At 37.8% G+C, this 25,045-nt stretch carries 25 protein-coding genes and 1 tRNA gene; 11 read left to right on the top strand and 15 right to left on the bottom strand.

What is annotated here, in order from left to right; genetic code table 11:
• Positions 1-12: 12 nt before the first annotated feature.
• The 5 genes from FJR04_RS01350 to FJR04_RS01330 all read right to left on the bottom strand — a co-directional run bounded on the left by FJR04_RS01350 (position 13) and on the right by FJR04_RS01330 (position 4,974).
• Entirely contained in the window at positions 13-303 is a 291-nt protein-coding gene (locus FJR04_RS01350; protein WP_168491063.1) for a diguanylate cyclase domain-containing protein, read from the bottom strand.
• A 44-nt stretch (positions 304-347) separates the two neighbouring features.
• Entirely contained in the window at positions 348-3,170 is a 2,823-nt protein-coding gene (locus tag FJR04_RS01345) for an ATP-binding protein (RefSeq protein ID WP_254445176.1), read from the bottom strand.
• A gap of 494 nt (positions 3,171-3,664) precedes the next feature.
• Positions 3,665-4,171: a photosystem I reaction center subunit XI gene (locus FJR04_RS01340; protein ID WP_168491174.1), complete on the bottom strand. Its 507-nt coding sequence runs from the start codon at positions 4,169-4,171 to the stop codon at positions 3,665-3,667.
• A 122-nt stretch (positions 4,172-4,293) separates the two neighbouring features.
• Entirely contained in the window at positions 4,294-4,440 is a 147-nt protein-coding gene (gene psaJ / locus FJR04_RS01335; RefSeq protein WP_168491054.1) for a photosystem I reaction center subunit IX, read from the bottom strand.
• Positions 4,441-4,479: 39 nt separating this feature from the next.
• Positions 4,480-4,974 (bottom strand): Photosystem I reaction center subunit III, encoded by a 495-nt coding sequence (locus tag FJR04_RS01330; RefSeq protein WP_168491052.1) that lies wholly within the window; start codon positions 4,972-4,974, stop codon positions 4,480-4,482.
• Positions 4,975-5,216: 242 nt separating this feature from the next.
• Here FJR04_RS01330 and tsaD point away from each other — a divergent pair, with 242 nt between their 5' ends.
• Complete coding sequence (tsaD, locus tag FJR04_RS01325; RefSeq protein WP_168491050.1) at positions 5,217-6,260, top strand: tRNA (adenosine(37)-N6)-threonylcarbamoyltransferase complex transferase subunit TsaD; 1,044 nt, start codon at positions 5,217-5,219, stop codon at positions 6,258-6,260.
• Between the two features lie 84 nt (positions 6,261-6,344).
• Here the strand turns inward: tsaD and FJR04_RS01320 are convergent, their stop codons facing one another.
• Positions 6,345-7,232, bottom strand: coding sequence for an alpha/beta fold hydrolase (locus tag FJR04_RS01320; protein WP_168491048.1), 888 nt, complete (start codon positions 7,230-7,232; stop codon positions 6,345-6,347).
• A 209-nt stretch (positions 7,233-7,441) separates the two neighbouring features.
• Positions 7,442-8,161, bottom strand: a complete 720-nt coding sequence (locus tag FJR04_RS01315) for a hypothetical protein (RefSeq protein WP_168491046.1) — start codon at positions 8,159-8,161, stop codon at positions 7,442-7,444.
• Between the two features lie 571 nt (positions 8,162-8,732).
• Here FJR04_RS01315 and FJR04_RS01310 point away from each other — a divergent pair.
• From FJR04_RS01310 to FJR04_RS01290, 5 genes are all read left to right on the top strand, one after another.
• Positions 8,733-9,260 carry a GNAT family N-acetyltransferase gene (locus FJR04_RS01310; protein ID WP_168491045.1) on the top strand — a complete coding sequence of 176 codons (528 nt, stop codon included), beginning with the start codon at positions 8,733-8,735 and terminating at the stop codon, positions 9,258-9,260.
• 305 nt (positions 9,261-9,565) lie between these two features.
• Positions 9,566-9,639, top strand: a tRNA-Pro gene (locus FJR04_RS01305).
• Positions 9,640-9,782: 143 nt separating this feature from the next.
• Positions 9,783-10,571, top strand: a complete 789-nt coding sequence (locus tag FJR04_RS01300; RefSeq protein WP_168491044.1) for a hypothetical protein — start codon at positions 9,783-9,785, stop codon at positions 10,569-10,571.
• 80 nt (positions 10,572-10,651) lie between these two features.
• On the top strand, positions 10,652-11,272 hold the full coding sequence (locus FJR04_RS01295) for a 2OG-Fe(II) oxygenase (RefSeq protein WP_168491043.1): 621 nt from the start codon (positions 10,652-10,654) through the stop codon (positions 11,270-11,272).
• A 264-nt stretch (positions 11,273-11,536) separates the two neighbouring features.
• Positions 11,537-12,256 (top strand): class I SAM-dependent methyltransferase, encoded by a 720-nt coding sequence (locus FJR04_RS01290; protein ID WP_168491042.1) that lies wholly within the window; start codon positions 11,537-11,539, stop codon positions 12,254-12,256.
• Positions 12,257-12,271: 15 nt separating this feature from the next.
• On the opposite strand, the gene blaOXA is transcribed toward FJR04_RS01290, so the two are convergent.
• Entirely contained in the window at positions 12,272-13,141 is an 870-nt protein-coding gene (gene blaOXA, locus FJR04_RS01285) for a class D beta-lactamase (protein WP_254445175.1), read from the bottom strand.
• 87 nt (positions 13,142-13,228) lie between these two features.
• Between blaOXA and FJR04_RS01280 the strand changes: the two genes are divergently transcribed.
• Positions 13,229-13,753 carry a GNAT family N-acetyltransferase gene (locus FJR04_RS01280; protein WP_168491041.1) on the top strand — a complete coding sequence of 175 codons (525 nt, stop codon included), beginning with the start codon at positions 13,229-13,231 and terminating at the stop codon, positions 13,751-13,753.
• Between the two features lie 165 nt (positions 13,754-13,918).
• Here FJR04_RS01280 and FJR04_RS01275 read toward each other — a convergent pair whose 3' ends face one another.
• The 4 genes from FJR04_RS01275 to FJR04_RS01260 form a co-directional block, all read right to left on the bottom strand.
• Positions 13,919-14,602: a Crp/Fnr family transcriptional regulator gene (locus FJR04_RS01275; RefSeq protein WP_168491040.1), complete on the bottom strand. Its 684-nt coding sequence runs from the start codon at positions 14,600-14,602 to the stop codon at positions 13,919-13,921.
• 395 nt (positions 14,603-14,997) lie between these two features.
• Positions 14,998-16,185 (bottom strand): HetZ-related protein 2, encoded by a 1,188-nt coding sequence (locus FJR04_RS01270; RefSeq protein ID WP_168491039.1) that lies wholly within the window; start codon positions 16,183-16,185, stop codon positions 14,998-15,000.
• Between the two features lie 629 nt (positions 16,186-16,814).
• A complete protein-coding gene (locus FJR04_RS01265) occupies positions 16,815-17,162 on the bottom strand; it encodes a carbon dioxide-concentrating mechanism protein CcmK (RefSeq protein ID WP_168491038.1) in 348 nt (115 codons plus the stop codon).
• 92 nt (positions 17,163-17,254) lie between these two features.
• Positions 17,255-17,566 (bottom strand): carbon dioxide-concentrating mechanism protein CcmK, encoded by a 312-nt coding sequence (locus tag FJR04_RS01260; RefSeq protein WP_168491037.1) that lies wholly within the window; start codon positions 17,564-17,566, stop codon positions 17,255-17,257.
• A gap of 142 nt (positions 17,567-17,708) precedes the next feature.
• On the opposite strand from FJR04_RS01260, the gene FJR04_RS01255 reads away from it, so the two are divergent.
• Entirely contained in the window at positions 17,709-18,617 is a 909-nt protein-coding gene (locus FJR04_RS01255; protein ID WP_168491036.1) for an alpha/beta fold hydrolase, read from the top strand.
• A gap of 69 nt (positions 18,618-18,686) precedes the next feature.
• Here the strand turns inward: FJR04_RS01255 and FJR04_RS01250 are convergent, their stop codons facing one another.
• On the bottom strand, positions 18,687-19,250 hold the full coding sequence (locus FJR04_RS01250) for a hypothetical protein (RefSeq protein WP_168491035.1): 564 nt from the start codon (positions 19,248-19,250) through the stop codon (positions 18,687-18,689).
• Between the two features lie 124 nt (positions 19,251-19,374).
• Between FJR04_RS01250 and FJR04_RS01245 the strand changes: the two genes are divergently transcribed.
• A complete protein-coding gene (locus tag FJR04_RS01245) occupies positions 19,375-19,746 on the top strand; it encodes a zinc ribbon domain-containing protein (protein WP_168491034.1) in 372 nt (123 codons plus the stop codon).
• A 116-nt stretch (positions 19,747-19,862) separates the two neighbouring features.
• On the opposite strand, the gene nblS is transcribed toward FJR04_RS01245, so the two are convergent.
• On the bottom strand, positions 19,863-21,827 hold the full coding sequence (gene nblS, locus FJR04_RS01240; protein ID WP_168491033.1) for a two-component system sensor histidine kinase NblS: 1,965 nt from the start codon (positions 21,825-21,827) through the stop codon (positions 19,863-19,865).
• 340 nt (positions 21,828-22,167) lie between these two features.
• Between nblS and FJR04_RS01235 the strand changes: the two genes are divergently transcribed.
• Positions 22,168-22,761, top strand: a complete 594-nt coding sequence (locus tag FJR04_RS01235; RefSeq protein ID WP_168491032.1) for a cytochrome b/b6 domain-containing protein — start codon at positions 22,168-22,170, stop codon at positions 22,759-22,761.
• Between the two features lie 60 nt (positions 22,762-22,821).
• On the top strand, positions 22,822-23,529 hold the full coding sequence (locus tag FJR04_RS01230; protein WP_168491031.1) for a molybdopterin-dependent oxidoreductase: 708 nt from the start codon (positions 22,822-22,824) through the stop codon (positions 23,527-23,529).
• 115 nt (positions 23,530-23,644) lie between these two features.
• Here FJR04_RS01230 and FJR04_RS01225 read toward each other — a convergent pair whose 3' ends face one another.
• Positions 23,645-24,916 (bottom strand): hypothetical protein, encoded by a 1,272-nt coding sequence (locus FJR04_RS01225; RefSeq protein ID WP_168491029.1) that lies wholly within the window; start codon positions 24,914-24,916, stop codon positions 23,645-23,647.
• Positions 24,917-25,045: the final 129 nt, after the last annotated feature.

Raw genomic sequence — 25,045 nt, 5'->3', positions numbered from 1 at the left:
GATGTTTGGAAATTATTGAACTTGATAGGCGATCGCCTGATTTCGTCCCTGATTCTTGGCAGTATAAAGAGCTTGATCAGCATGGGATATTAAGAGTTCTAAATTTTCCTCTCTTGTGGGAATCTGACTAACTATCCCCATACTCAAGGTAACATTACTGCTAACATCAGAATTTTGGTGAGGAATAGCCAGATTAGCGATAGAGAAGCGCTCCGTAGGAATCGCTTCTAGATCATCTATTAAGAGAATCTTGCCTTTAGTTTCAGATTGTGGATCAAGATGCACTGGAAATCTGTTCATCATTTTGGGTAGTTTGAGGATGATCTTACCACTATTTCAAAAAATATCTATTTTATATTTTCATCACTCAACAATTCTGCTATTTCATCAAATTGAAATTGATTGGCTAGTTTTTCAAGAACTTTTACTAAATGGGATTCTTGGTTAGGTATTTCTTGAATCAATAGTTTCACCTGATTACTATCACCATTTAAAGCCGCTTCGCTTAATTGCGATCTCAATTCCTCAGAAATTATAACTAAATCTACAGATGATAGTATAAATGGTGATTGCTCCAAAATTACATCACCTGTGGCTAATTCTTCATAAATATATTTTACTCCTAAATGTTTAGTTAAAGTCTCAAAAATTGTATTTTCTTTAAAAGGTTTTCGTAAAAAATCATCACATCCTGCTGATAAAACAATCGCTTTTTCTTCCTCTAAAACACTTGCAGTTAAAGCAATTATCGCTGTAGCATTGCCTTTTGTGGTAGATTTAATATATTTAGTAGCTTCATAACCATCCATTACAGGCATTCTCATATCCATAAATATTAAATGGGGTTGCCATTCATCCCAAATATTAATAGTTTCTTGTCCATTACTTGCTTCTTTAATTTCAAATCCTAAAGGTGAAAGCAGTTTAATTAATAATTGTCGGTTGATGGCTTTATCATCTACTGCCAGTATTTTATATATAGGTTGATCTGGGGCAAGTACTAATACTTTTTTATGCAAAGTATGTTCATTATTAATAGTTTCTTGACCTAATTTGGCTTGAATAGAAAATTTAAAAGTTGTTCCTGTTCCTAATTCACTTTCTACAGTAATATCTCCTCCCATTAACTGCACAAATTGACGACTAATCACTAAACCTAAACCTGTTCCTTCTTGAGATTCTTTTCCTGATTCTGTTTGACTAAAAGCCTGAAATAATTTATTTAATTCGTCGGCAGAAATTCCCATTCCCGTATCACTAATACTGAAATTTAAAGTATAATTTTGAGTTTCTTGATTTTTAATTGAATTAATCTTTAAAATTACTTCTCCTTGATTGGTAAATTTAATGGCATTTCCCAATAAATTAAGTAAAACTTGACGTAACTTTACGCCATCAGTATAAATATAATGGGGTAAATTTTCATCTCTAACAAAGATTAACTCTAATCCGGCATTAACCGCCCTCAAATGCAGCATATCTTCTAAATCATTTAGTAATTGATCTAGGTTAAAATCCTTTTGATTAAGAGTAGTTTTACCAGCTTCAATTTTAGAAAAATCAAGAACATTATTAATTAAAGTTAATAAATATTCCCCACTTCTTTGAATAATTCCTGCATTGTCATATTGTTCTAAGGGCAAATTTTTCGTGCGTAACATTAACTGAGAAAAACCGATAATTGCATTTAGGGGACTCCGCAATTCATGACTCATATTCGCAATGAATGAACTTTTTGCTTGATTTGCAACTTCGGCTTTTTCTTTAGCAACAACTAATTCTGCTGTCCGTTCTTCTACTCGATTTTCTAAAGTTTCAAAAGATTCTTGTAACTGATTTGCCATTAAATTAAATGAATTAGCCAGAGTTGATATTTCTGTAATATTTTTAGTTTTTAATAAATCAGTTTCTATCTCAGAATTTTGCCATTCTCCTAATGCTAAAGCCTCACTTGCTTGACTTAATCGTAAAATAGGAATAGTAATCCAACGAGCAGTAAGAATACCAATTATTGTAGCAAAAACAAGAGTTAGACCACAGAATACAATTGTCAAACGGGCATTTTTGTTAATCTGTTCCATGAAGTCAGATTCAGGAATGATAATAACTGTCAACCAGTTTAAATTTTGTCTACTCACGGGTAGAACCTGTACAAAATAGTTCTGACCATCCACTGATAAATTAAGTGGTTGAGTTTTTTGAATATCTTCTAGCTTAAAGTGATCTACTAAATATTGGGATGCTAATCTAATAAGTTGATTTTTACTAGCTGTTGCTTTTAATCGGCGGGAACTAGCATCAACATTTTGAGATAACTCACTTTTAGCGGTAGTTATAAATGGTACTTCATTAATAGAATTGGCAATCATTTGTCCTTGTTGATCTATCAAAAATGCTTGCCCTGTGTTCCCAATTTTTAGACCTTGGAGAAAGTCTCCAAACTGAATCAGATATAGAGCGGAATTAAGTACACCTTGAAATTTTCCCTGTGCATCTTCAAATGGCAAAGTATAACCTGCAACTAGAAATGGATGATCTTTTCCCCGTGCTAAGTTAACTACAATAGTCCAATTTCCCATCTTCGCTTTCCTTGCAGCACCATACCAAGACTTTCCCTTAGGAGGGTCATTATGAGGATTATAATCAGTTCTAGTTTGCAGTAATTGATTAATTTTACCTGTTATATTTGCTCGGTAACGATAGAAATTTTTACTTTTTGAAGCATCTAAAATCCTAACGATAAGCTTATCAGATGTATCTCGTGCAACTTCTACATAATCTTGTTTTTCATTAGCAATCGCCGCATTACTGACACTAGAAAAAATTTGCAATTGCTGGGCAAAGTGTGTTTGCAGGGCTGGTAAATTTTGGTAATCTAAAATTCCTTGACGGATGAGGGAGGCATTAGTTTGAGTAAGTTGTTCGGGTGCATTGAGATAACTGTTTAAGTTTTGTTCAATGCGATCGCCAATTTCTGCCATCAAAGATTTGGCCATATCTTCTACCGCTTTTTGTCCACTATGATAGGAAAGATAACCTACCAATCCTACTGCGCCCACAATTTGCAAAACAAATGGTACAATTAACAATAATCTCAGAGATATTTCAGGGAGTTTTGGTAATTTATTAGAAGGTTGATTTAGCATTTTTTTGGGAGTATTGTTATTCATTGTTGATCAAGGATTAGATATATAGCGATATCGCATAACTTGAGAATCTAATTTATAATTTAATTGGATAATATCTTTATTCACAAACCTTATCTATTAATCAAATATGCCCCTGCCACAATTTAGATAATCATTAAATACTCATTAAATTATGGCTTATGATAACACCTGTAAATTTTTAGCTGAAACCTATCCAACTAATATACTCCCTTGGCTACATTCCCTGTAGAGATAATTCACGAATTATCCCTGCAAGTTAAATATTAGAATTAGGTATATTTTGGATTTTTTCCAGAAACATCGTTATAGATCAAATCAAAATATTGCTATACTCAGTCAAATAAACTTTGAATATTTTCCCTATTTCTCTGAATAATTTAGTATTTTATAATTAGTTTTTTATAAACTTATATTTATCTATTTTCTAATATACTTTATCTCGATAATAGGTAATAGCCCAAATTAGCAACTATTACCCATTACCAAGAATTAAATTAACCCAATAAACCTTGGATTAATCCAGAATTACCTGTCAAGAAGAAAGCGACTACTGCGCCACCGATACCACCAATTAAGAAAGCACTGGCAAAATTATTCCAGCTTTCCTTAGAGTTGAAAGCATCAACTGGAGGGTTGGGTACTGCAACACTGGCAAGCGCCTTATCAGGATTGCTGTTTGCATATAAAGATAGGCAAGCTGTCAAAATTACAACTAAACCAATACTGCCCAGTAAACCAGCCAAGTTAGCATTAGGGGCATTGCGTAAAGGACCTAATTTAGCAAAAGGTCCAAATAGCAAGTAACCATGAGCCATACCAACTTCTAAACCGCGTCTAAAAGGATTTAAACCGGGGCGATAAGCTGGCAAATTGCTAATAAACCACTTCACCAAAGGAGCGGAATTGATGGGGGTTTCTAGATCGCCTTTTTGTGGATCGCGTCCTGCTGCTACCATAACTATTTTTCGATTCCTTGGATTACTCTTGTTGGTTGTTGTAATGTATGAAACCCGTCAATCACAGTTCAGATTACGAGTTTCATACATTAGTTAAGATTGTTTACTGGGAAACAATGCAGAAGAGAAAGCTAATGTACTTAGCTTTCCCTGAACCGTGTTTCAACCTATAGGGGGTGAAAAAGTAGGTCAGGGAAGAAGCGATTAAATTCAATCAAAATCCCAGCGGTGATTGTCAGCCAGATAGTAGCTGCAACAGGGGCTGTGGAGAGGAATGTGATCAAGTAGTTGGTTTCGTCGCTTTTTTCAGCCATGAATCTATTCTCCAGAATGAGTGAGTGCAAACAAATAAATTAGCGTGGTGAAACGGTAATTTCTGAATCCTTGGCTGTTAACTCGCCAGAGAGAAATTCCTTGATTGCGGCTGCTGGCCAAGCAAAACCAGAGGTGATGATAGGGAGTGCAATGCCTAAATCAATTTGGATTTCTTTTTGTTCAGAATTTGCTCCTTTTTGGATAGCTTGTAGATAAGCACGGCCTACCCAGCCAATCCAACCAGCAATGTAGAGGAAGAGAATACTAGGAATCAAGAAATCTCCAGCCCGATCAAGACGGCCATCTACAATCAAGTGGGGATAACCTTCAGGTCCACAGAGTGCTTGGGAATAACGTTCAAACCGCTTTTTACCTGATTCAGGATCGGCGGTGGTATTACGGGCATTTAGTGCTAGCTCTTGAAAGGCGGGAGAATCTTTACAAGGTACAAGGTTGGCCCCTAGTGCTTTAGCTTCAGGAGCAAAATTGAACCAAAGAGAAATCGCCAAAAGCAAAGCAAACAATCGTGTCATGGAGTTGTTTCCTTTTATTACAAAACGAGAAGTCCTGTGTACAAAACGAAGCGGCTTGTACAGTCTTTATTTTAGATAACTAGGAAGTTATCATACTCTTGGCTGGGGACTGAGTAAAGTTTAAGTCAATAAAAGTTAAAGCTTCTCAATCAAAAGTTAGGGAAACAGGGGGAAGGGAGCAGGGGGCAGGAGAAATATGAGAGAATGTATGCTACCTCTTGGCTATTCCCTATTAATTTACTATGACAACCGTTTTAGCTATTGAAACCAGTTGTGATGAAACTGCTGTGGCAATTATTAATAATCGTCAGGTATGTAGCAGTATTGTTGCTTCACAAATTCCTATTCATCAACAATATGGTGGGGTAGTGCCGGAGGTGGCCTCACGTCAACATTTAGAAACGCTAAATTATGAAATAGAGCAGGCGATCGCATCTAGTAATCTAGACTGGAGTCAAATTGATGGGATAGCTGCGACTTGTGCGCCTGGACTGGTAGGGGCGTTGTTGGTGGGGTTAACGGCTGCCAAAACCCTAGCTATGGTACATGAGAAGCCTTTTTTGGGAGTGCATCACCTGGAAGGTCATATTTACGCGACTTACTTGAGTGAGCCAAGTTTAAATCCTCCTTTTCTTAGCTTACTTGTTTCCGGTGGTCATACAAGCTTGATTTATGTCAAAAATTATGGTATCTACGAAACCTTGGGAGAAACCCGTGATGATGCGGCGGGTGAGGCCTTTGACAAGGTGGCGCGGTTGTTAAAACTGGGTTATCCCGGTGGACCAATAATTGATAAGCTCTCACAAACAGGTGATGCCCAAGCTTTTGTATTACCAGAAGGAAAAATTTCTTTACCAGGTGGTGGTTATCATCCTTACGATTGTAGTTTTAGTGGATTAAAGACAGCAGTGCTGCGTTTAGTGCAGCAATTAGAGAAAGAGGGTAAAGAAGTACCAATAGAGGATGTAGTTGCTAGTTTCCAGGATACTATAGCGCGATCGCTGACCAAAAGAGCGATCGCCTGCGCCCGTGACTATGGTTTAAACACTATTACTGTAGGTGGTGGTGTAGCAGCCAATAGTGGACTAAGAAAACACTTGCAAGCAGCAGCCAGCAAACATAACATCCAAGTTATTTTCCCCCCCTTAAAATTCTGCACTGACAACGCCGCCATGATTGGCTGTGCAGCCGCAGAACATCTATCTCGTGGACATTCATCACCGCTGACATTAGGAGTCCATTCCCGGCTCTCACTGAACCAAGTCATGGAATTGTACAAAAACTAGCCCAGGAAAAAGGAGGTAGGGGCGCAGGGACTGCGCCCAGTCAGGATGTTAGGAAGAAGGAATATGACAACTGACAACTGATCACTAACCACTAACAACTGACCGGATATTTTCAGCTACAGATTCTGGTTGCTCTAACATAGCCAGATGTCCACAATCAGGAATTTCAATCACATTATCGCCAACATATTGAAAAAGCCAATGAAAACTCGCTAAATGGCGGACATACTTGGGTTCCATCACTTTATCGTCAGCACCAGCTAAAAAATATACTGGCTGCTTCAACTTTGATACTAACTGGGGTAAAGAATTAACTTCTGCTTCTGTTGTGGAGTCGAAAAGAGTTCCCAAAGCAGCTTCTGGGTCAGCTACAACAAAATCAATGAGTCTTTGACGCGCCCAATATCGTTCTAAGGGACGCAATACACTGGCTTTAGTAAACAACAAATCAATCCAAGGCATTTGTGAAAGCCAACGGGGACGGACTTGTAAAAATTTCTGACCAGCAGACCGGAATTGCTCAAAAGCTTCTTTGAGATAAATCCCACCACCTGCATTAATACAAATTACACCTTGAACACAATCAGGTAGTTGAGCCGCTGTCCACAAAGCAATAGTGCCACCCAAAGAATGACCTATTAGCCAAGCACTAGAAATATTCAGGTGCTGGAGAAGAACAGCTAAATCCTGAGCATAAGCAGACGGAGAATATAGAGAATCCAAGGCAGAACTAACCATACTAGAGTCTGTGGGTGTCAGTCCTATATCTAATTTCACCTGAGACTGGGATTCACCAAAGCCTCGTAAATCATAAGATAAACACTGAAAATCTACTGATAAACGAGAAATCACAGGTTGCCAGTATACACGGCTATTTAGCCAACCGTGGATAAAGACTAAAGCATGGGGGTATGATGTGGGCGCTGTCAACTCGTATGTGTGTGGAACGCCTAAGATTTCTATTGTTGCCATAGTTAAATATCGTACCCCCAAGAGTGAGTGCGACTCAATACAACTAAGTAGGTGGGCGTTAAAAATTGTCGTTGGGGCAAGGGAACAGGGAACAGGAAGAGAGTTTTAAACTATTTTACTTTTCTTCACATACCTTTAAATTTTTCTGTTCACCTACTTAGATACAAACAGAGAAAGAACAATTCAAAAAAATTTTGAATTAAATAATTTTATTGACCAAGTAACCTATGTTTTACTCCTTCCGCGATTCTATGACCCAGATATTCAGGAATGAGACTTTCATTCGGACCTAACAAGTAGAGAATCAGTCTAGTACGTCCGCGCCAAACAAGTAAATTGGCATTGACTACCAGCAGGTCTTCTTGCCAGATAGCGTACATCACTTTGTAAAATAATCCAGGTTGATTATCAGCTTCTATTACCAAAGCGGGGAGATGAAAGACCGGATCAACATAGAAGTCAGTTTGTACCTGTTCTAAACCAGCATCAAGATTAAATTCTACAGCCAGCATTTCTTCTACCTCAAACCGACCTCCTAAAGCTTCACGAATAGCGCGGCAAACGTTCTCAGCAGTTTTTTCAGTCAGGGCTTTACTGCCACGAGATACCAGTAATTTAATAAAAACTAACATCGGTGGTCGAATTTGACCGTATAAACTAAGACCGTGAATAGTTAAACCATAAGCTGCCAGCACACCAAAAATATCGCTCAGGAGGAAAGATTGATTACGGTAGGCAAAATGTAGGGCGCTTTTGCTCCCTTCTGGTTTCATCTCTATGACAGCCCGTCTGGTTTTATAAAGACGGTAGGCCAGTCGTAAATTTTGAAGTTGAATCTCGCTGCTAACAAATTGCTCATAGAATTGGGGAAACGCTCGATTAAAGCGTTTAAGAAGTTCTAGAGTTGAAGATTTTAAACCAGAAGCCATCGTTGAGGGTAAGACTTGCTTGTTTGGTGCAAACTAAAGCTAACAAGAAGGAGAGAAGGCAGGGGACAGGCTTCGCCGTGAGCGTCAGCCGAACGGGAGCAGAGGGCAGAGAGAATATTTATTACCTATTGCCTATTGCTGATTGCCTAATTCCGAACTTAATTTAGAATTCTCAGATCATGTTATCTCCCAAAGTCTACAGCGGATCAGTTAAATTACTTGCTCTCATTGTGTCATTGAAGTGGGAATTGGTGGTTCAACGATTATTTTTATCTTGTTTGGTCAAGAAAGCAGTGCTGCCAAAAGAGGTGACTAAAGACAGAAAGATACTTCGATTTGGGAAAAATTTGGCCTTTGGATGAGTTTTATGGAGTAGTGTCAAAACAAAATGCTAAAGTTGAAAGTGATTGGTACGAAACACCAGATAACTAGCTATTACTATTGCCGATCGCCAAAACACCTAAAATATTTTTAGTGGGTTGGTCAGCAATGATCATAGTGATGTTAAATGTGAATCAACACTTTTAAACAGTGGAAACCAATTCAGTCATACTACCCGAACTGCGTTGGCATGGGTTTTTGGAAAACTTGGTTTAGCACTCCTGAATCTTTAGCGGCAAATAAAACTACTGCTGTTAATGAGAATACAGCGGAAGTTGAAGGTAATTCTAGTCCAGGTAAAGATCAAATCGTTTTTAGTACAGAACGAGATATCGACCTATATGAACTAGAAGAACTCTGTGATGCAGTTGGCTGGTCACGTCGCCCTCTCAGAAAAGTAAAAAAAGCTATTGAGCATAGTTTTCTCGTTGCCTCTATGTGGCAAATACGAGGAAATAAAAAGCGTTTGATTGGTTTTGCCCGTGCGACCTCGGATCATGCTTTTAATGCCACTATTTGGGATGTAGTAGTTCACCCAGATTTTCAAAGTAGGGGGTTAGGTAAGGCTTTGATGAAATATGTCCTTAAAAAACTTAGGAGTGAAGAAATTAGTAATGTCACTCTTTTTGCTGACCCCCATGTTGTAGATTTCTACAAGACGATGGGTTTTATGCCAGATCCTGAAGGTATTAAGGGAATGTTTTGGTATCCCCAGTAACCTAGTACCGCAGTGTGGAATTAAAGATTAAAAATTAAAAAAGCAGATTACACAAGCTTTTGTCAAATTTTTAATGGTTGGTTAACTTACGCCGTTGTGTACTAGTTACTGGAGATAGGGGATTGGGGTTGGGGAATACATCAAATTCACAGTTCAAGGGAACAGGAGAAATTCGTGCCATCTTCACCACTTTCTGGCGGAGAATGTAAATAGGGTTGCATTTATTCTTTTTTGTGATATTATAGGAAAAGTAATCCAGTAAAACACAATCCTGATTTTTATAGGAATAGGTTTTGGTGGTTTTACGGGATGTAGCGCAGCTTGGTAGCGCGCCTGCTTTGGGAGCAGGATGCCGCAGGTTCGAATCCTGTCATCCCGATTGATGTAATTCAGTAATTATTGTTTACTTTTAGCCTCATTAGGTCGAGCCGTAGGTATTGGCAAATATTCTTGGTAAAAAGTAAAATTTAAGTAAATTTGTACTAAAATTGAATAGCAAGAGACAGAAAAAAATAGCGCCTTATGTCAATTATTGCGCTCAAAGCGTGGTATCTACCGGATTATGAACCGATTACAGAACTGGAAAAACGCCCTCCAGATATTCGGTTGAGTAAAAAAAGTTTATTAAAATCAGGATTGCGAGCAGACTTTTTAGAGGATAGCGACGTAGTAAAAACATCAACTTGGTTTGGGCTTTACTTAGAGGGAGAAAATATTGAGTTTTATATTGAGGGTAGCGGTGGATATTCTGTAGCGAATATTGACTTGATTAGTCATGAAATTTATTTTACTAAACAGTCAGTATTAGCGCAACTAGACCCAACAATATATTTTTGTTATCAAGCTGAATATGTCAAAGCGAATGATTTGCTGAGAGAGGAATTGGTAGCAAGTTTGAAAACTATTAATGAGCGTTGCCTGGGGCGAGCGAAGCTATCGCGTTTTCCCCTAACATTAGTAGAATCATCTCGTCCCAAAAATGCACCTTTGCGTCTGAGTCGTACCAGCATGAGAAAAATTCGGAAGAGTTTATTATTTATTGCTGATACCACACCAATAACTAGCATTAATAGTCAGGAACGAAATCAACTCATTCCCAGTCCTAACGTCTGCATAGAAATGGGTTATGCTATCCACAGTAAACGATCTGAGCAGATTTTATTACTGCAAATGCAACGCCCAGATATAGAAGGAGAATTTCCTTTCGATTTACCCACCCAACAATTTTTACAATTTCCAGATCAAACTGAACTCAATCAAATGCTGACGGGAATGATTGAAACGCAATTAGCCAAATTTAAATTATTCTAGAGATTACAAATGTGATCAAAAACTATTTGATTTGGTAATAGCTGCGTTCTGTTGCATCTCATGTACAAATTCAACCGACTGTGAAATACTATCAACAAAATTCTCACGCCTTTTCCCCTAATTACCTCCAGGACTTGTGGGGAGAAATCCAAGCTTGTCCTTACTTTGCTATCAATAACCTCAACCGGGATTTTATTAATACTAAAGGCTTTTCCGTAGTATTTCAGCGTCAAGGTTTAGCAGAAGTTGAGCAAAAGTTTCCCTACTTCAAGCCTTATCTTGATTTAGCTCTCCTGCCTAATTGTAATGCTTTTTACCTCAATCCTTTACTACTCAAAGCAGGTTCTCGCGTTGATCCACATATTGATCGTTCTTTGCGTTCCTATTGTAAAACTATTGAACCACCTGCTGTCGTTAGTGTTCTCTATGTGCGGATACCAGAAGATATGCAAGGGGGAGAATTGGTACTCAAATTACAAAAACGCCAAGTTGGACAAATTAAACCCCAAACCAATAGTCTAATTTACTTTCAGGGTGATTTAACCCATGCTGTTAATGCAGTTACAACCCCTGGAAATCGTTTAAGTCTTGTTTGTGAACAATATGCTTTGAGTGCGGCTGAACTGGAGGACATTCCCCAATTTACATTAGAATCAAGGGCTACTCCAGGAAATACCAAAAAACGTAAAAAGAATGGTTAATGAGGATTAGATTCTTTCCAAAATTCAAATACTATTGCTATATATAGGACTCCTATTTGATTTTTGAACAAAAGTCGGTACACCTTCATATTCTCGAATCCTCTTGCCTTTTGCCTCTTGCCTTCCTACACAGAAAAATTCAGGAATCAAACCGGATTCCTATAGCTTACGTGAAGGCATAGAAATCATCCATTATGCTATCAGTAAGCCCTAATTAAAATCATACCGATATGATAATTATGCAAATAAAGTAGTAAAATATCAATGTCTAAAAATTCCCTTTCAAATCCTTACGCAAATAAGACTTATCCCGCAGATAAATGGCAGGAAAGAATAGCGCAGGTAGCATATCGTTTTAATAAACAATATCAAAATCAAGCCTTTGAAGTACCAGATGAAATACAAGCAATGCCAATATTTCGGGAATGGACTACTGGCAGATTAGGCGATAGAATAGTATCTCCCTTTTGGGAAATTGCTCAACCTCAAAAAAATGAACATTGTTTAGATATTGGTTGTGGTGTCAGTTTTTTAATCTATCCCTGGAGAGATTGGCAAGCATTTTTTTATGGGCAAGAAATTAGTAATATAGCCAGAGATACTCTTAACTCCCGTGGTTCACAGTTGAACTCAAAATTATTCAAAGGTGTTGAGTTAGGGGCAGCACATCATTTAAACTACCCTGAAAATCAGTTTGATTTGGTAATTGCTACCGGATTTAGTTGTTATTTTCCTCTAGAATATTGGCATCTTGTATTACTAGAAGCTAAACGGGTATTGAAACCAGGTGGACATTTTGTATTTGATATCCTGAATTCAGAACAGTCTTTAGCAGAAGATTGGGCTGTTTTGGAAACTTATTTAGGTGCGGAGGTATTTCTAGAAACTGTATCTGCATGGGAAAAAACTATTAAAGCTGTGAGTGCTAAAGTAGTAAAACGTCAATTAGGAGAATTATTCGAGTTGTACAAAGTCCGGTTTTGAGATAAATTCAGGAATTTAAAGTAAACCTAAATCTTGCAAACTGTTTCGTGTAATTTCAATGCGGGCAGGTAGATTTTCTGGTTGATTTATGTCAATATTTGTGGCAAAAAAGTAGACGTTTTTGTTTTGTTCCAAATAGCCAACGAACCAACCGATTTGAGGTTTACTACTATTAGACCACCCCGTTTTAGCCCGTAGTGTGTAGTCTGAATTTTGTTCTCGGATCATAATGTCTTTAACAATGGACATTGTCCGGTTTGAAAAAGGTAAATTACCTTGATACAAACGTTGCAAAAAATCAATTTGCGCTTTGGGTGTAATTTTCAATGGACTTTGCAGCCAGAAACGATCAATATCTGAGGCCGTACCAATTTGACGGTTGCCATAGCCAACTTGATCAATCCATTGCTGCATTCGTGTATATCCAATTTTGCGGGCTAGAACTTGGTAAAACCAGACAGTTGAATTTTTGAAGGCTTGACGTAAATTTGTATCCTGATTCCAACCCGGAAAATCCCGATAAATTCCATCCCATGTCAGAACAGCCACATCATCAGTAATCACACCTGTTTCTAAAGCCGTCAAGGCGTTAAAAATTTTGAAGGTGGAAGCTGGAGTCATTGCCGTAGCATTGCGTTGAGGATTGTGTTCGTAGGTTAGTTTGTTTTTTGAATCATAAATGATGATCGATCCTGCAACTCCAAATTTTTGGAAATGCCGCCCCAAATCTGGGAATCTATTGTTAACTTTTTGTGAATATTTAGAGGAGTTGCCAGTAGGTTGAGCCTGGACGGATACTGACCCAACGCTGATGATAATTGTAAGAATAAGAATTAGCGATCGCACGTATCGCATAATCAAAGGCGATCGCCTGATACGAAACAATATTTTTTTCTCCATTTAAAATAATTTTTCTACGGACAGTGTATCATTTGTGAAGATTTTAACACCAATTTCTCCCAGATAGCAGCAATGATTATCCGCCATGCCACAGAAACCGACTTACCCACTATTGTTGCCATTTACAACGCTGCTGTTCCTAGCCGCATGGCTACCGCTGATTTAGAACCGGTATCTGTGGACAGTCGTTTGGCTTGGTTTAAAGGACGAGTCCCCTCACAGCGTCCTTTGTGGGTAATTGAAATGGAGGGTGTAATTGCTGGATGGTTGAGTTTTCAATCATTCTATGGTCGGCCAGCTTACTATTCTACAGCGGAAATTAGTATTTATATTTCCCCAAATTTTCAAGGACGTGGTTTGGGAAAACAACTTTTAGAAAAAGCAATTAGCGAAAGTCCAAATTTAGGTTTAAAGACTTTAGTGAGTTTTATTTTTGCTCATAATCAACCCAGTTTAAAGTTATTTGCCTGGTTTGGTTTTCAAGCTTGGGGAAATTTACCGAAAATTGCAGATTTGGATGGAGTGGAAAGGGATTTAATGATTTTGGGTTTGCGTGTGAGTGAATTTGAAGGTGACAGGGAAGAAGGTGACAGGTGACAGGTGACAGGGAAGAAGGAAGAATAGAAGGAGATCAGAATAGTCTTGAATCTGGATTATTAAGCGTTGTCAATTATCAATTGTCAATTGTCAATTATCAATTGTCTCAAATGTAGATAAATGAACGGTTTCATCGCTTATTGCTTGCACCTTCTCCAACTTTTTTCAGAGTTTAGTAGCTAATGCCACCAATTGTTTATAGTTGATGAGATGAATGGTGTTGTTAAGATTATCAATTTTAATCCATTCTTTTTCATGGAGTTTTTCCATGATTTTAGTTGTTTCTTCAAGGGTGATTTCTGTGACTTCTGCTAAATCTTTAAGGGGAATGTTAAAAATTTCCTTACCTTGGTCCAATTCCTGACCATAGCTATCAGCTAAACTAACTAAGGTATGGGCAAGTTTGACTGCTGGTGGTGACAAGCGCATTTGCAAGCGGAGATTGATATGGCGGACTCGTCGTACCATCATTTGTAGCATTCTATGATGCAACTGTGGATCTTTAAATAAGATTTGAATAAAACGCTCCCTAGAAACACTCAGTAGTTTTACTGGTGAAAGAGATATCACATCTGTTGAACGTGGAGATTCATCTAAAACGGCCATTTCTCCAAAGAAATCTCCACAGCCTAAAATTGCTATGGCTACGGAATCTTCCCCTTTGGTGCGGCGAACTTTCACCCAACCAGAAAAAATAAAGTATACTGCATTACCCCAGGAATCTTCCATTAAAACAGCCCGTTCGGAGGGGTAATCGTGTTCAGTTGCTACGTTTAGCAGCCATTCTATGGTTTGTGGACTGGCTGTACTTAATAAGGGAAAGGTATCAGTAAAAACTTCTGGTTTCATGGAATATATATAAGGAATGATTTTAATGAGGGAATATGAAAGAGAATTTACTAATTCCCAATTACCAGCCTAAACTAGATAACTAGCAAGTTGGGTTATTTAGGCAAACTCTGAGGGGATTACTGGTAAAACTATTACTTTTTATACTTTATTTTTACCAATTGGCTATCTATGAGATCCTAGCAGAAAAGAAAAGCCGTTTTCTGCACTGATTTGACATCTGGTAAAAATAATTATCTATTACCCGAAATTCTCTGTCGGGACAATTGATGAATTGCCCCTTATTAACTTGCAATCTGCTGCATCTAATGTTTGATAGTTTCACTTATCGCGTTACTGTTGCATTGGTGTAGCTGTTCGCAGATAAATGGAGGGTACACAGTGCAGTGTGGGAATTAATTTTGAGTTCTGAGGGTTTGGGCGGCAAGATAGACTTTTGTCCATTCTCCTATAACTTGATGGGTTTTGAGTTGTAGCTGTTGGGCTGTGGCTTCTATGGAGTTACCGGCTTTGCGGAGGGTGAGGATTTGTTGTGCTAAAGGGGTTAATTGTTGCTGGAGTTGTTGCCATTTGGGTTCTGTTAACCCTAGATTATTTTCTTGTAAGGATGTGGAAAGCCAATTATCAACTAATTCGGGTTGGCCTTTGATAGCAAAGACTCGCACGGCATGATAACTGAGTTTTTCACGCAGTCTGTATACTTCTTTGATGGGTTTGTTAAGTTGTTTGGCAATTTCTTCTTGGGATTTGCCTTGGAGATATAAGCGTAACCAATCTACTGCTTGTTGTCCAATATTTTCTAGTAGATATTGTTCAAATTCTTGTTGTACGATTTGACGGGTAGCTTGTTGTTCTTCTAGTTGTTGGGTTTCTTGATATTGGGCGATCGCCTGATTATCAACTAAACTAACTGGATTGTCGTTGTTTTCTGCGAGAACTTCTTCAGAAACAAGTTTAACTAATTCGCTTGTTGGTACTTGTGTTAAACCTCCGCGCTGAATTCGGCGGAGATAGTTAACAAATCGGTACATTAATATTGGTTGATTACGAACTGGGCGTAAACAATATTCTTCAATGCTGGCAAATAGTAATGTATCCCGCAAGCGTTTATCTGGTGTTAATTTGGCAATTTGCGCCATTTGCTGCTGCATATAGGAATCACTTTGCAGTAGTTCTTGGAGGACTTCTTGCAGTACGTCAATAACACTACGTTGGCGATCGCGGCTTAGGGCTACCCAAGTCTGAATTTTGTTTCTGATCGTCACTACACTGCCCAATCGGCTAATTAGTTGACGATAAGCCCGTTCTCTGCTCATTCCTAAGTAGCGTTTATGCAGAATCCGCCACCGATATTCCATTGCTTGTTTAGCAATTTCTAACTCTTTGGGGTTAAGTAAATTAAACCTTTCTAAATCTACTCCTAAAAGCCAGGTGAGAATACTTTGTCTAGTCGCCTGACTTTGTTCTGGACATTCTGTAGCGAGTCGCTGTTGCCAATATTGGGCTAAGGTTGTCCCATCTTGTGTCATAGCGAGATTGCGCTCCTCGAAACTCTGTTGTAAAGTTTGCATCACAACCGCCATTCTGACGTAAATTTGTTAACTGGTATGTATCTTTGATTCTTTTTGTGGATCATTGGTAATTAGTAAACTGATTACCTATTTCCTCTGACTTGGCGTTTTCTCTAACTAGCAATTGATATGATTACTAATAGATGAAATTGGTAATTTATCTAAGATAAATATCCTTTGGTAACAGAGATGATTATGTTCATAAGACGTTATCTGGTCGTCATAAGTTTCAACTCTTGTTAAAGTTTTACGAATTTTGACAATATTTAGACAATATATAAATTCCCTATGTTGATTTTTACAACTCAAAAAGCCGATGCGCTTTCCGTCTAATTTGAATGGTGATTTTTATGACAATTAAGGGGGTCTTTAAATATTAGATTTGGTGATTTAGATTGAGTAGAAGGTGGTAACTCCTAATTGATTCGTTATTTATGATAATACTATAAGTAGACCGTAAGTATACTGTGATGGAGATCACCGAGTTTCAGTTAACTTCTAGGTGTTCTGTAAGTGATCGGAATTATTAGGGAACTGGGAATAGGGAATAGGGAACAGGGAACAGGGAACAGGGAATATTTATCTTAATTCTCACCAATTACCAATTACCAATGACCCATTACCCATTACCCATGGTTGAATTAGCGTCTGGAAGAACCGATGATGGGATTTTCCACAGACTCACGATACTGCTGAACTTCTTCTGTGTAGGAGATAGGTAATACAGCTTCGACGTTTTCATGAGGACGGGCAATAATTACCCAGGATTCGAGAGTACCACCATGGACTTTTTCTACAGCGTCCACACCGGCAGCCATAGCGGCTTTGACTTCGGAAACGTCACCACGAATATTGACTGTAAAGCGGGCGCTACCAACTCTGATATAACCAACGAGGGTAACTCGACCGGCTTTTACCATTGCATCTGCTGCTGCGAGTACGGCGGGAAAACCCTTGGTTTCTAATGATCCGACAGCCTGTAGTGACATTTTTAATCTCCTGGTTATGAATATAAAAAGTTATAGGTTGCTACAAATTATGTTTATGAAGCGAGGCTTCAATTTTTGATAGCGAACTTACATTAGAAAATACGGAAAGGTTCGGACTTGGCGGTGAAGTGGATAGGTAAGATAGTTTCCACATTTTCCGGGGGATTGGGAATAATGTAGTGGGTAACAACCTCACCACCAAAAACTTCCTCTCCCGCAGCTATTCCAGCGGCTACGGCTGTTTGCACTTCCGAAACGTGTCCTCTGACAGCAACTATCAAGCGGCCACTTTCAGCGATACCGTAATAGACAATGGTAACGCCAGCGGCTTTAACCATTGCGTCGGCTGATGCTAGAACAGCGGGAAAACCTAATGTTTCAATTGCGCCAACTGCCATTGGCATGGCTTGAATCTCCTACGTTAGGGATGAGTGATATTTATTTTACGAGGATTTTGTACCTATTTTAAATTTTGAGGAAATTTTCTTTTGCAATTAGTCTTTGGCCATTGCTTGAGATGATACGCCGTGATGTAAACTGAGGGTTATGTTTTTAAGTTTTCTTCCTGCCGCAGTTGGGCAATTGACAGAACCAACATCGATCGCTTTGGCTCAAAATATCCAAAGTCAGGCGATACCCTTAGTAGCTAAAGGCATTAGTAATGATGCTGCCAAGGAACTAGTTAATACTACTTATGTCCATCAAGGACAGGGTGGTACACCGATTTTATTAATTCACGGTTTTGATAGTTCGGTACTAGAATATCGGCGACTTTTACCGTTACTTGCTGAAAAAAATGAAGTTTGGGCAGTAGATTTATTGGGATTTGGCTTTACAGATAGATTACCGGGGATTGCTTACAGTTCTCAAGCAATTAAGGCTCATCTTTACTCTTTTTGGCAAAACCTGATTAATCAACCTGTGATTTTGGTTGGTGCTTCCATGGGTGGTGCTGCGGCTATAGATTTTACCCTTACTTATCCAGAAGCGGTAAAGCAACTGGTATTAATGGATAGTGCAGGGTTGAAAGGTAATTCCCCATTAAGTAAATATATATTTCCGCCTTTGGATTATTGGGCGACAGAATTTTTGCGAAATCCGAAAGTGCGCGATCGCATTTGTCGAACTGCATATAAAAACCCCAATTTGATCTCCCAAGATGCTTTATGCTGCGGAGAACTACACCTACAAATGCCTAATTGGACTCAAGCGTTAATTGCTTTTACCAAAAGTGGTGGTTATAGTGCTTTTAAATTTCCGCAACTTGCCAAAATTGAGCAACCAACTTTAATTTTATGGGGCGATAGTGATAAAATTTTGGGAACTGGGGATGCTCCAAAGTTTGCTAAAGCCATTCCCAAAAGTAAGCTAATTTGGATTAAAGATTGTGGTCATATTCCCCATTTAGAACAACCCCAAATTGTCGCCCAACATATATTAGAATTTCGCAATTAAGCTCCTTTAATTAACAAAATCCCCGACTTCTTCAAAAAGCTGGGGATCTAAAGAAATCATTTTCACCAATCAATCATATAACCAAGTATTAGCAGAAAAATCCTCACTGTCTTGACTTGGTTTCTCCTGAAGTCGTTCTATTGATCTATGGGATTTTTTGTACTGAATAGATTTAGAAATCTGACTAGCTTGTGAACTAGGTTGTTTACTAGATTGTTGATGAGATTGTTGACTGACTTGTTGATGAGGTTGTTTAAAAGCCTTGAGTTCTTCTAGCAACTGAGAATTAGAATCTGCTAGTTGTAATGCTGTTTGTTTAGTTTCAGAAAGTTCCTTAGTTAAGCGTTCTACTAATGCTTCCTTTTCAGAGACAACTATTTGTAAATCACTAATTTGCTTTTTGAGATTAGATTCTTTTTGTGTTAATTTACCAACAGTTTGTTGCAATTCCTGAATATTTGCTGCCAATTCTAGCTGATGATTATTGATGGAAGTAGCAGCAGCAGTAGTTGTTGTGGGAACTGGTATCTCTAGAACTGCTTCTGCTGAAACTTCAATTACCGATTCACCTTGAAGAGGGGTAAATTTTTGTGCTTCTTCTTGTATTAAATTAGAGAGATTTTTTTTAGGCATTATATTATGAACTCCAATTAAGCCATCACTCTTATAGTATAAGTCTGGAAGTAGCAATAAAAGATCAAAATCTCCAATTTCTTAGCTAAAATTAAAATGTTTACCCATTTATTCTTGTGATGTTGTGGCTACTGTACATTGTCCTCGTTGTCGTCAACTCATTGATAGTCAAGTAATTACTTGTCCAAAGTGTCAATTATTGCTGAAAGCTTACGGGCATCCTGGCATTCCCTTGCACCGCGCTCAAGGAAATGATAATTTATGCGACAGTTGTAACTATCACTTTGATAATACCTGTAACTTTCCCCAGCGTCCCTATGCGAAGGACTGTACTCTCTATCAAAATATAGAAGAAAGCAAATTAGAATTGCAAACACAAAGTTTTAATCAGAGTCTGAATACAAAGGTTAATAATTGGATAAAACGCAATCAGACTTTATTATTAATACTAGCTTTGCTATTAGTTTGTTTATTAATAACCTTGTTTAATTCTTGAGGTAAAGAACAGGAAAGTTAGAAAAGCGATTAGAAAGATACCTACGGCACACTACGTGAACGCGGCTACACAGACAAAACCCACCCTCGTGGATTCAAAACTGTTCAAACATCCTCTCAAACTGTCTTCACCTCTAGATTTTCTGGTATGGTTTCCACCTTTGCTAAAATTTCTTCCTCAAATAACTCCAAATCAAACCAAAAAGTAGTACCAATACCAACCTCACTCACCAAATTAACTTGGCTGTGATGTCTATCAATGATGTTTCTGACAATTGATAAACCTAGACCCGTTCCTTCGAGAGTATGAACTCTATTTTCTACTCGAAAGAAGCGGTCAAAAATTGCTTGTTGATCTTCTGTGGCAATGCCAATTCCCGTATCACTAATTTCAATTCTCACTTTACCTGCTTCATGACGAGAATTAAAATCTAGTTGATAAGCACGGATCACAACCTTACCACCGGCTGGAGTGAATTTGAGAGCATTACCAATTAAATTACCAAACACTTGCAGTAATAAATCATAATTTCCTAAAACTAAAGGTAAGTTCGGAGTAAGTTCCTGTAATAGTTCAATACCTTTGTCTTTAGCATTAAGCTGATAGGTGCGTAATGTTTGTTCTATTGCTTGTGGTAAATCTACTTTATCAAAACTGTAAGTCCGACCAGATTCTAATTTTGATAAATCCAGAACGTCATTAACTAAACGGGTAAGTCGATCAGTTTCATGATTGACTGTTTGCAGAAATTCCTGGCGTTCTTCAATATCTAAATCTTCACCATAATCATGTAAGGTTTCAATATAGGTTTTAATATTAAATAATGGTGTGCGTAATTCGTGAGAAATATTGCTGATAAATTGACTTTTTGCTTCATTTAGTTCGACTTCACGAGTAATATCTTGGACAGTAATAGCTATGCCTTTAATACTTTCCCGTTGTAGATTTAAGACAGTGGTTAAAAGGATGCGAATTGTCCGTTGAGTGGGTTGTTTAAGTGGGAGACGAAACTCGGCACTTTCACTTTCACCTGCGGCCATTTCATATAAAGTGCGGGAGATTTCCATTTGTACACTTTGGGGTAAATGGTGCAAGATGTTACCACCCACAACATCAACTCCTTCCCAACCAAAAATGCGTCTGGCTGTGGGATTGACTAATATTACTTGCATATTATTATCAATCAAGACTGCACCATCAGCAATAGTGGAAACTAAGGTTTCTAATTTAGCTTTTTCGGCGGTTAATTCTTCAATATTTTGTTCTTCATAACGTTCTAGACGTTCTGCCATTTCATTAAAGCTGAGAATTAGTTCTCCTAGTTCACCACCTAGAGGTATATCTATCCGTTGCTTAAAATTACCGGCAGCAATTTGTTTGACACCTACTAACAATTCTTTAATGGGTTTAGTAATAGTTAAAGCATTAATTACTCCGGCTAAAATCACCATAACCCAAATTGTGATAAAGACAGCGATCGTCACATCACGGGTGAAATTAGTAGATATAACTGCGGTTTGGTTGGGATTAATACCAACCGCTAAAACACCTAAATATTTTTTATTGACTATTAAGGGAACAAATACATCGGTAACTGCCCCATCTGGGGTCATGTGTTGCCTAACCATTGGCTGATCTTCATTACCAGGGTAATCTTCTGGTAGTTGGATGCGGCGCTTAATAGTGAGGGAGTTTTCCACCTCTGCTTCCCAAAAAGGGATACCAAAAAAGATTTGCCCAGTTTCATCAGCGTAAAGTATGTAACGCACACTAGATGTGCTGCTGTAAAAGCGTTGGGAAAATTGAGCAACTTCAGTCAGATTGTGATCGGCAATCAAGGGGGCCACATTAGCAGCTAGTAACAATCCTAAATCACGACCAAAGCGAGTGTCATTGAGACGGGCATCTTGCTGAATGGTATTGATAGCCCAGAAAGTCAGACCACTCATCACCAAGGAAACCATCAAGGTAGCAACGGCTAGGAGTTTGGTCTGTAGGGTGAACTCGGACCACCAATTGGCGATCGCTTTTGACGCACCAGCAGCGAATTCATCTCGGAAATTTGCAAAAAGAGCCAGCATCTTAAAATACAGTTGTTAGTAGTTCGTTTTTTTCTATCCCAAAAACAGTTAATTTCCCAAAAGTACAAGGATTGGGGACTGGGGACAGGGAATAGGTGACAGAATATAGTTTTTCCTTTACCTCTTCTCTCCTAATTTAACTATGTTTTTGGAGTAATCGTGAAAACTCGGTTGAAATAAAGGTCATGGAATGGGGCTATGACAATGTAAAATACGTAATAATCAGAAATACTGAATTACAAATATATTATTACTTTTGTAATGTAAACAAGGTTCTAACTGCGTAAATTTTCCCCAAAACACTGATAACTTAATTAAGTTTTTCTGATTCTATCTATCTATGACTTATCCTGAAACACCACGCAAGTTACCCACCCAAGCCATCGGGGCAAAAATCTTCCACTATTGTAATCTGATCAGCTTATTTATTATGCTCACCAGTGGATTGCAAATTTATAATGCTAATCCTGTTTTTGGTGGACGTGATGGGCTACATATTTTTCCCCTCTTTACTTTAGGTGGTTGGTTGGCTGGAGGGAGGCATTGGCATTTTGCGGCCATGTGGCTATTTTCTATAAATCTCTTCTGTTATGGAATTTATATTTTTGTAACCCGACGCTGGAAAAATAGATTTGTGGGGACAAATGACATCAAGGCATTACAAAAAACTCAAAATAACCAACGTTTAAACTATGCTTGGCATCGAATTATCTATACAGCAATTATTCCTATTTTATTACTAGCAATATTTACAGGCATAGGAATGTATAAACCTGCTCAATTTCCCTGGATAGTTGATATTTTTGGCAGTTGGCAAGCATTAAGAATTGTTCACTTTGCTTCTGTACCTATGGTGGTAATATTTGTTTTAATTCACTGGAAGTTAGGACAGAAAGTAGGAGGAGATGCACTTACAGAATCTATGTTTTGGTAAATGATATCTCAGTAAATAGGAGTGATCAAGTATTTTTGTATCTGAAATTGAGGAGTTACAATGGATAATAATGAATTCACACGCAGAAAATTTTTACAACTTTCTGGTTTATCGAGTCTGAGTTTTTTGCTTGGTGGTTGTGGTACACCGGCATTGGCAGATTTGGTAGGGACACTTTCTGAACCGCTAAATCAGAAATTCCAAGAATTAATATTTCAACCCCAAAAACTAGTTCCAGAATTTTTACCAAGTCAAATAGAACCCAATAATTTAATAATTAATAGCTTTCGATCTACGCCGATTATTGATCTAGAAAAATATCGTTTAATTGTTGATGGTGAGGTAAATAATCCCCTTAGTTTGAGTATGGCAGATATTCAAGCCTTACCTCTTACTTCTATGATTATTCGTCATGTTTGTGTAGAAGGATGGGCGGCTATTGTTCAATGGCATGGCATTCGTCTCCGGGAAATTATCACCCTTGCTCAACCTCACAATCAGGTTAAATATGCTTCTTTTCAATCAGCAGATGGTTATTATGAAAGTTGGGATATAGCTTCAGCCCTACACCCTCAAACTCTATTAGCCTATCAGAAAAATGGTGAACCTTTGCCTATAGAAAATGGTGCGCCTTTACGTTTAGCGTCACCCATTAAACTTGGTTATAAACAAAGTAAATGGGTGATCCAAATTACTCTAACTAGCCAGTTATCCATTTTTAAAGGTTATTGGGAAGATCAGGGTTATGAATGGTTTGCAGGATTGTAAGTCTTAGGGGCGAAGCATTCGGAAAATAGTCTTGAACAAAAATTGATAATTAATCGCCCGAATGCTTCGCCCCTACAAGAGTCAGGAGAAGGAAGAAGAAGGCGATATATAATTTTTATTTTTTCACTAAAATGTAAGCATTTGTGTATTCAGGTAATTTCCGAATATACCGATTAAAATCTCTTTCACTAGCAAAAGTTCCTGCTAAATAATCAAGTTGATAAAGATTGGGTAAAAATGCTCCACCTGTATCGGCAATTACGCCCATTTTTAAACGTTTTTGTCTACCTTGATTATCTTCAATGACAATTATTCTACCTAAACCAACATTGAGAACATCTCCAGCAAAAGTTACTCCTGGTTTAATAGATATTTTTGCATCTATTTTATATCCATAGCCTTTAATTGCATCAACCTTTTTAAAATACCAGTAACGTTTTTGTGCAGTTGCTTTTAATCCCCGAACATAAGATATGCCATTATTTCTATCTACATTCAAAAACTCTTGAGTTCCATCAGTAAAATTAACTAATACTGTTCCCTGCATGAGTGCAGCTTCTAAACCATTGCGAGTTACATAAGCAATAGGTTTAACTTTACCAAACTCTTTACCTCCAGGTTCATAAATACCTGATAGAACATCTTGTTTAGTATATTGGGTGTAAAATTTGTCCTGGCTCAATTCTTCATTGAGAGCATAGATTGGTATATTATATTTAGCGGTTTTTTGTCGAGAACCAGAATGAATGAAAGCCGCATATTTTGTAATTCGTACTTGTTTTTGTTTAGTATTTTCTGGGTTATGAGCAGTCCATTTAATAACGCGGAAATTGGCATTAATAAAATTGGGATCTTGTAACCGAGTTGTCCGATTATTAGCAATGTCTTCTCCTAAAACAGTGATCATAAAATCTAATGTTTTCAGAATATCTTTAACAGTGATTCCTTGAGTTACTAATATTCCTGTCCGTTGGAGATTCGGATCTTCTGTAGAATATTGTTGGAAATAGTTTTTCGTATTTGTGAGTACAGTTAATAAATCAGCTTGATTGAAATTTATTGGACTCTTCGGTAATTTACTTGAAGTTAATACTTGATTAGACTTGATACTATATTGATATTTTTGCCACTCATTAATGACTGAATAAAATATTGATTTTTCATTATTTTTAGTATTGATATTAGCTAGTTCTTGTGTAAATTTATGATCAGACTCTGCAACTGGAGAATTTACTATTGGGGATGTAATAGGTTTTTGAATTTGGGATAATGATAAATTATCTATAATCTGGTGTTGTTGAATTGGCTGTTTATGAAAAAAACTAATCACTAATAAGAGCGTGATAAATACTGTAGTTTGGAATTTTTTGTTGGATAGGATACGCATTGTTTATCAAAAGCGACAGAGATTATCCCCTATTCTAGCATTCTCAGAATTTGTGACAATGGGAAATATGCTCAATTTAGATGATGATAATAAATCATTATTCAGGGATCTTTAATTAGTAGGGGATTA

This window comes from Anabaena sp. UHCC 0204 (genome assembly GCF_009711975.1).
GTDB lineage: Bacteria > Cyanobacteriota > Cyanobacteriia > Cyanobacteriales > Nostocaceae > Dolichospermum.
The sequence above is the reverse complement of the archived record's forward strand: the minus strand, read 5'-3'. Positions and strand labels throughout refer to the sequence as shown.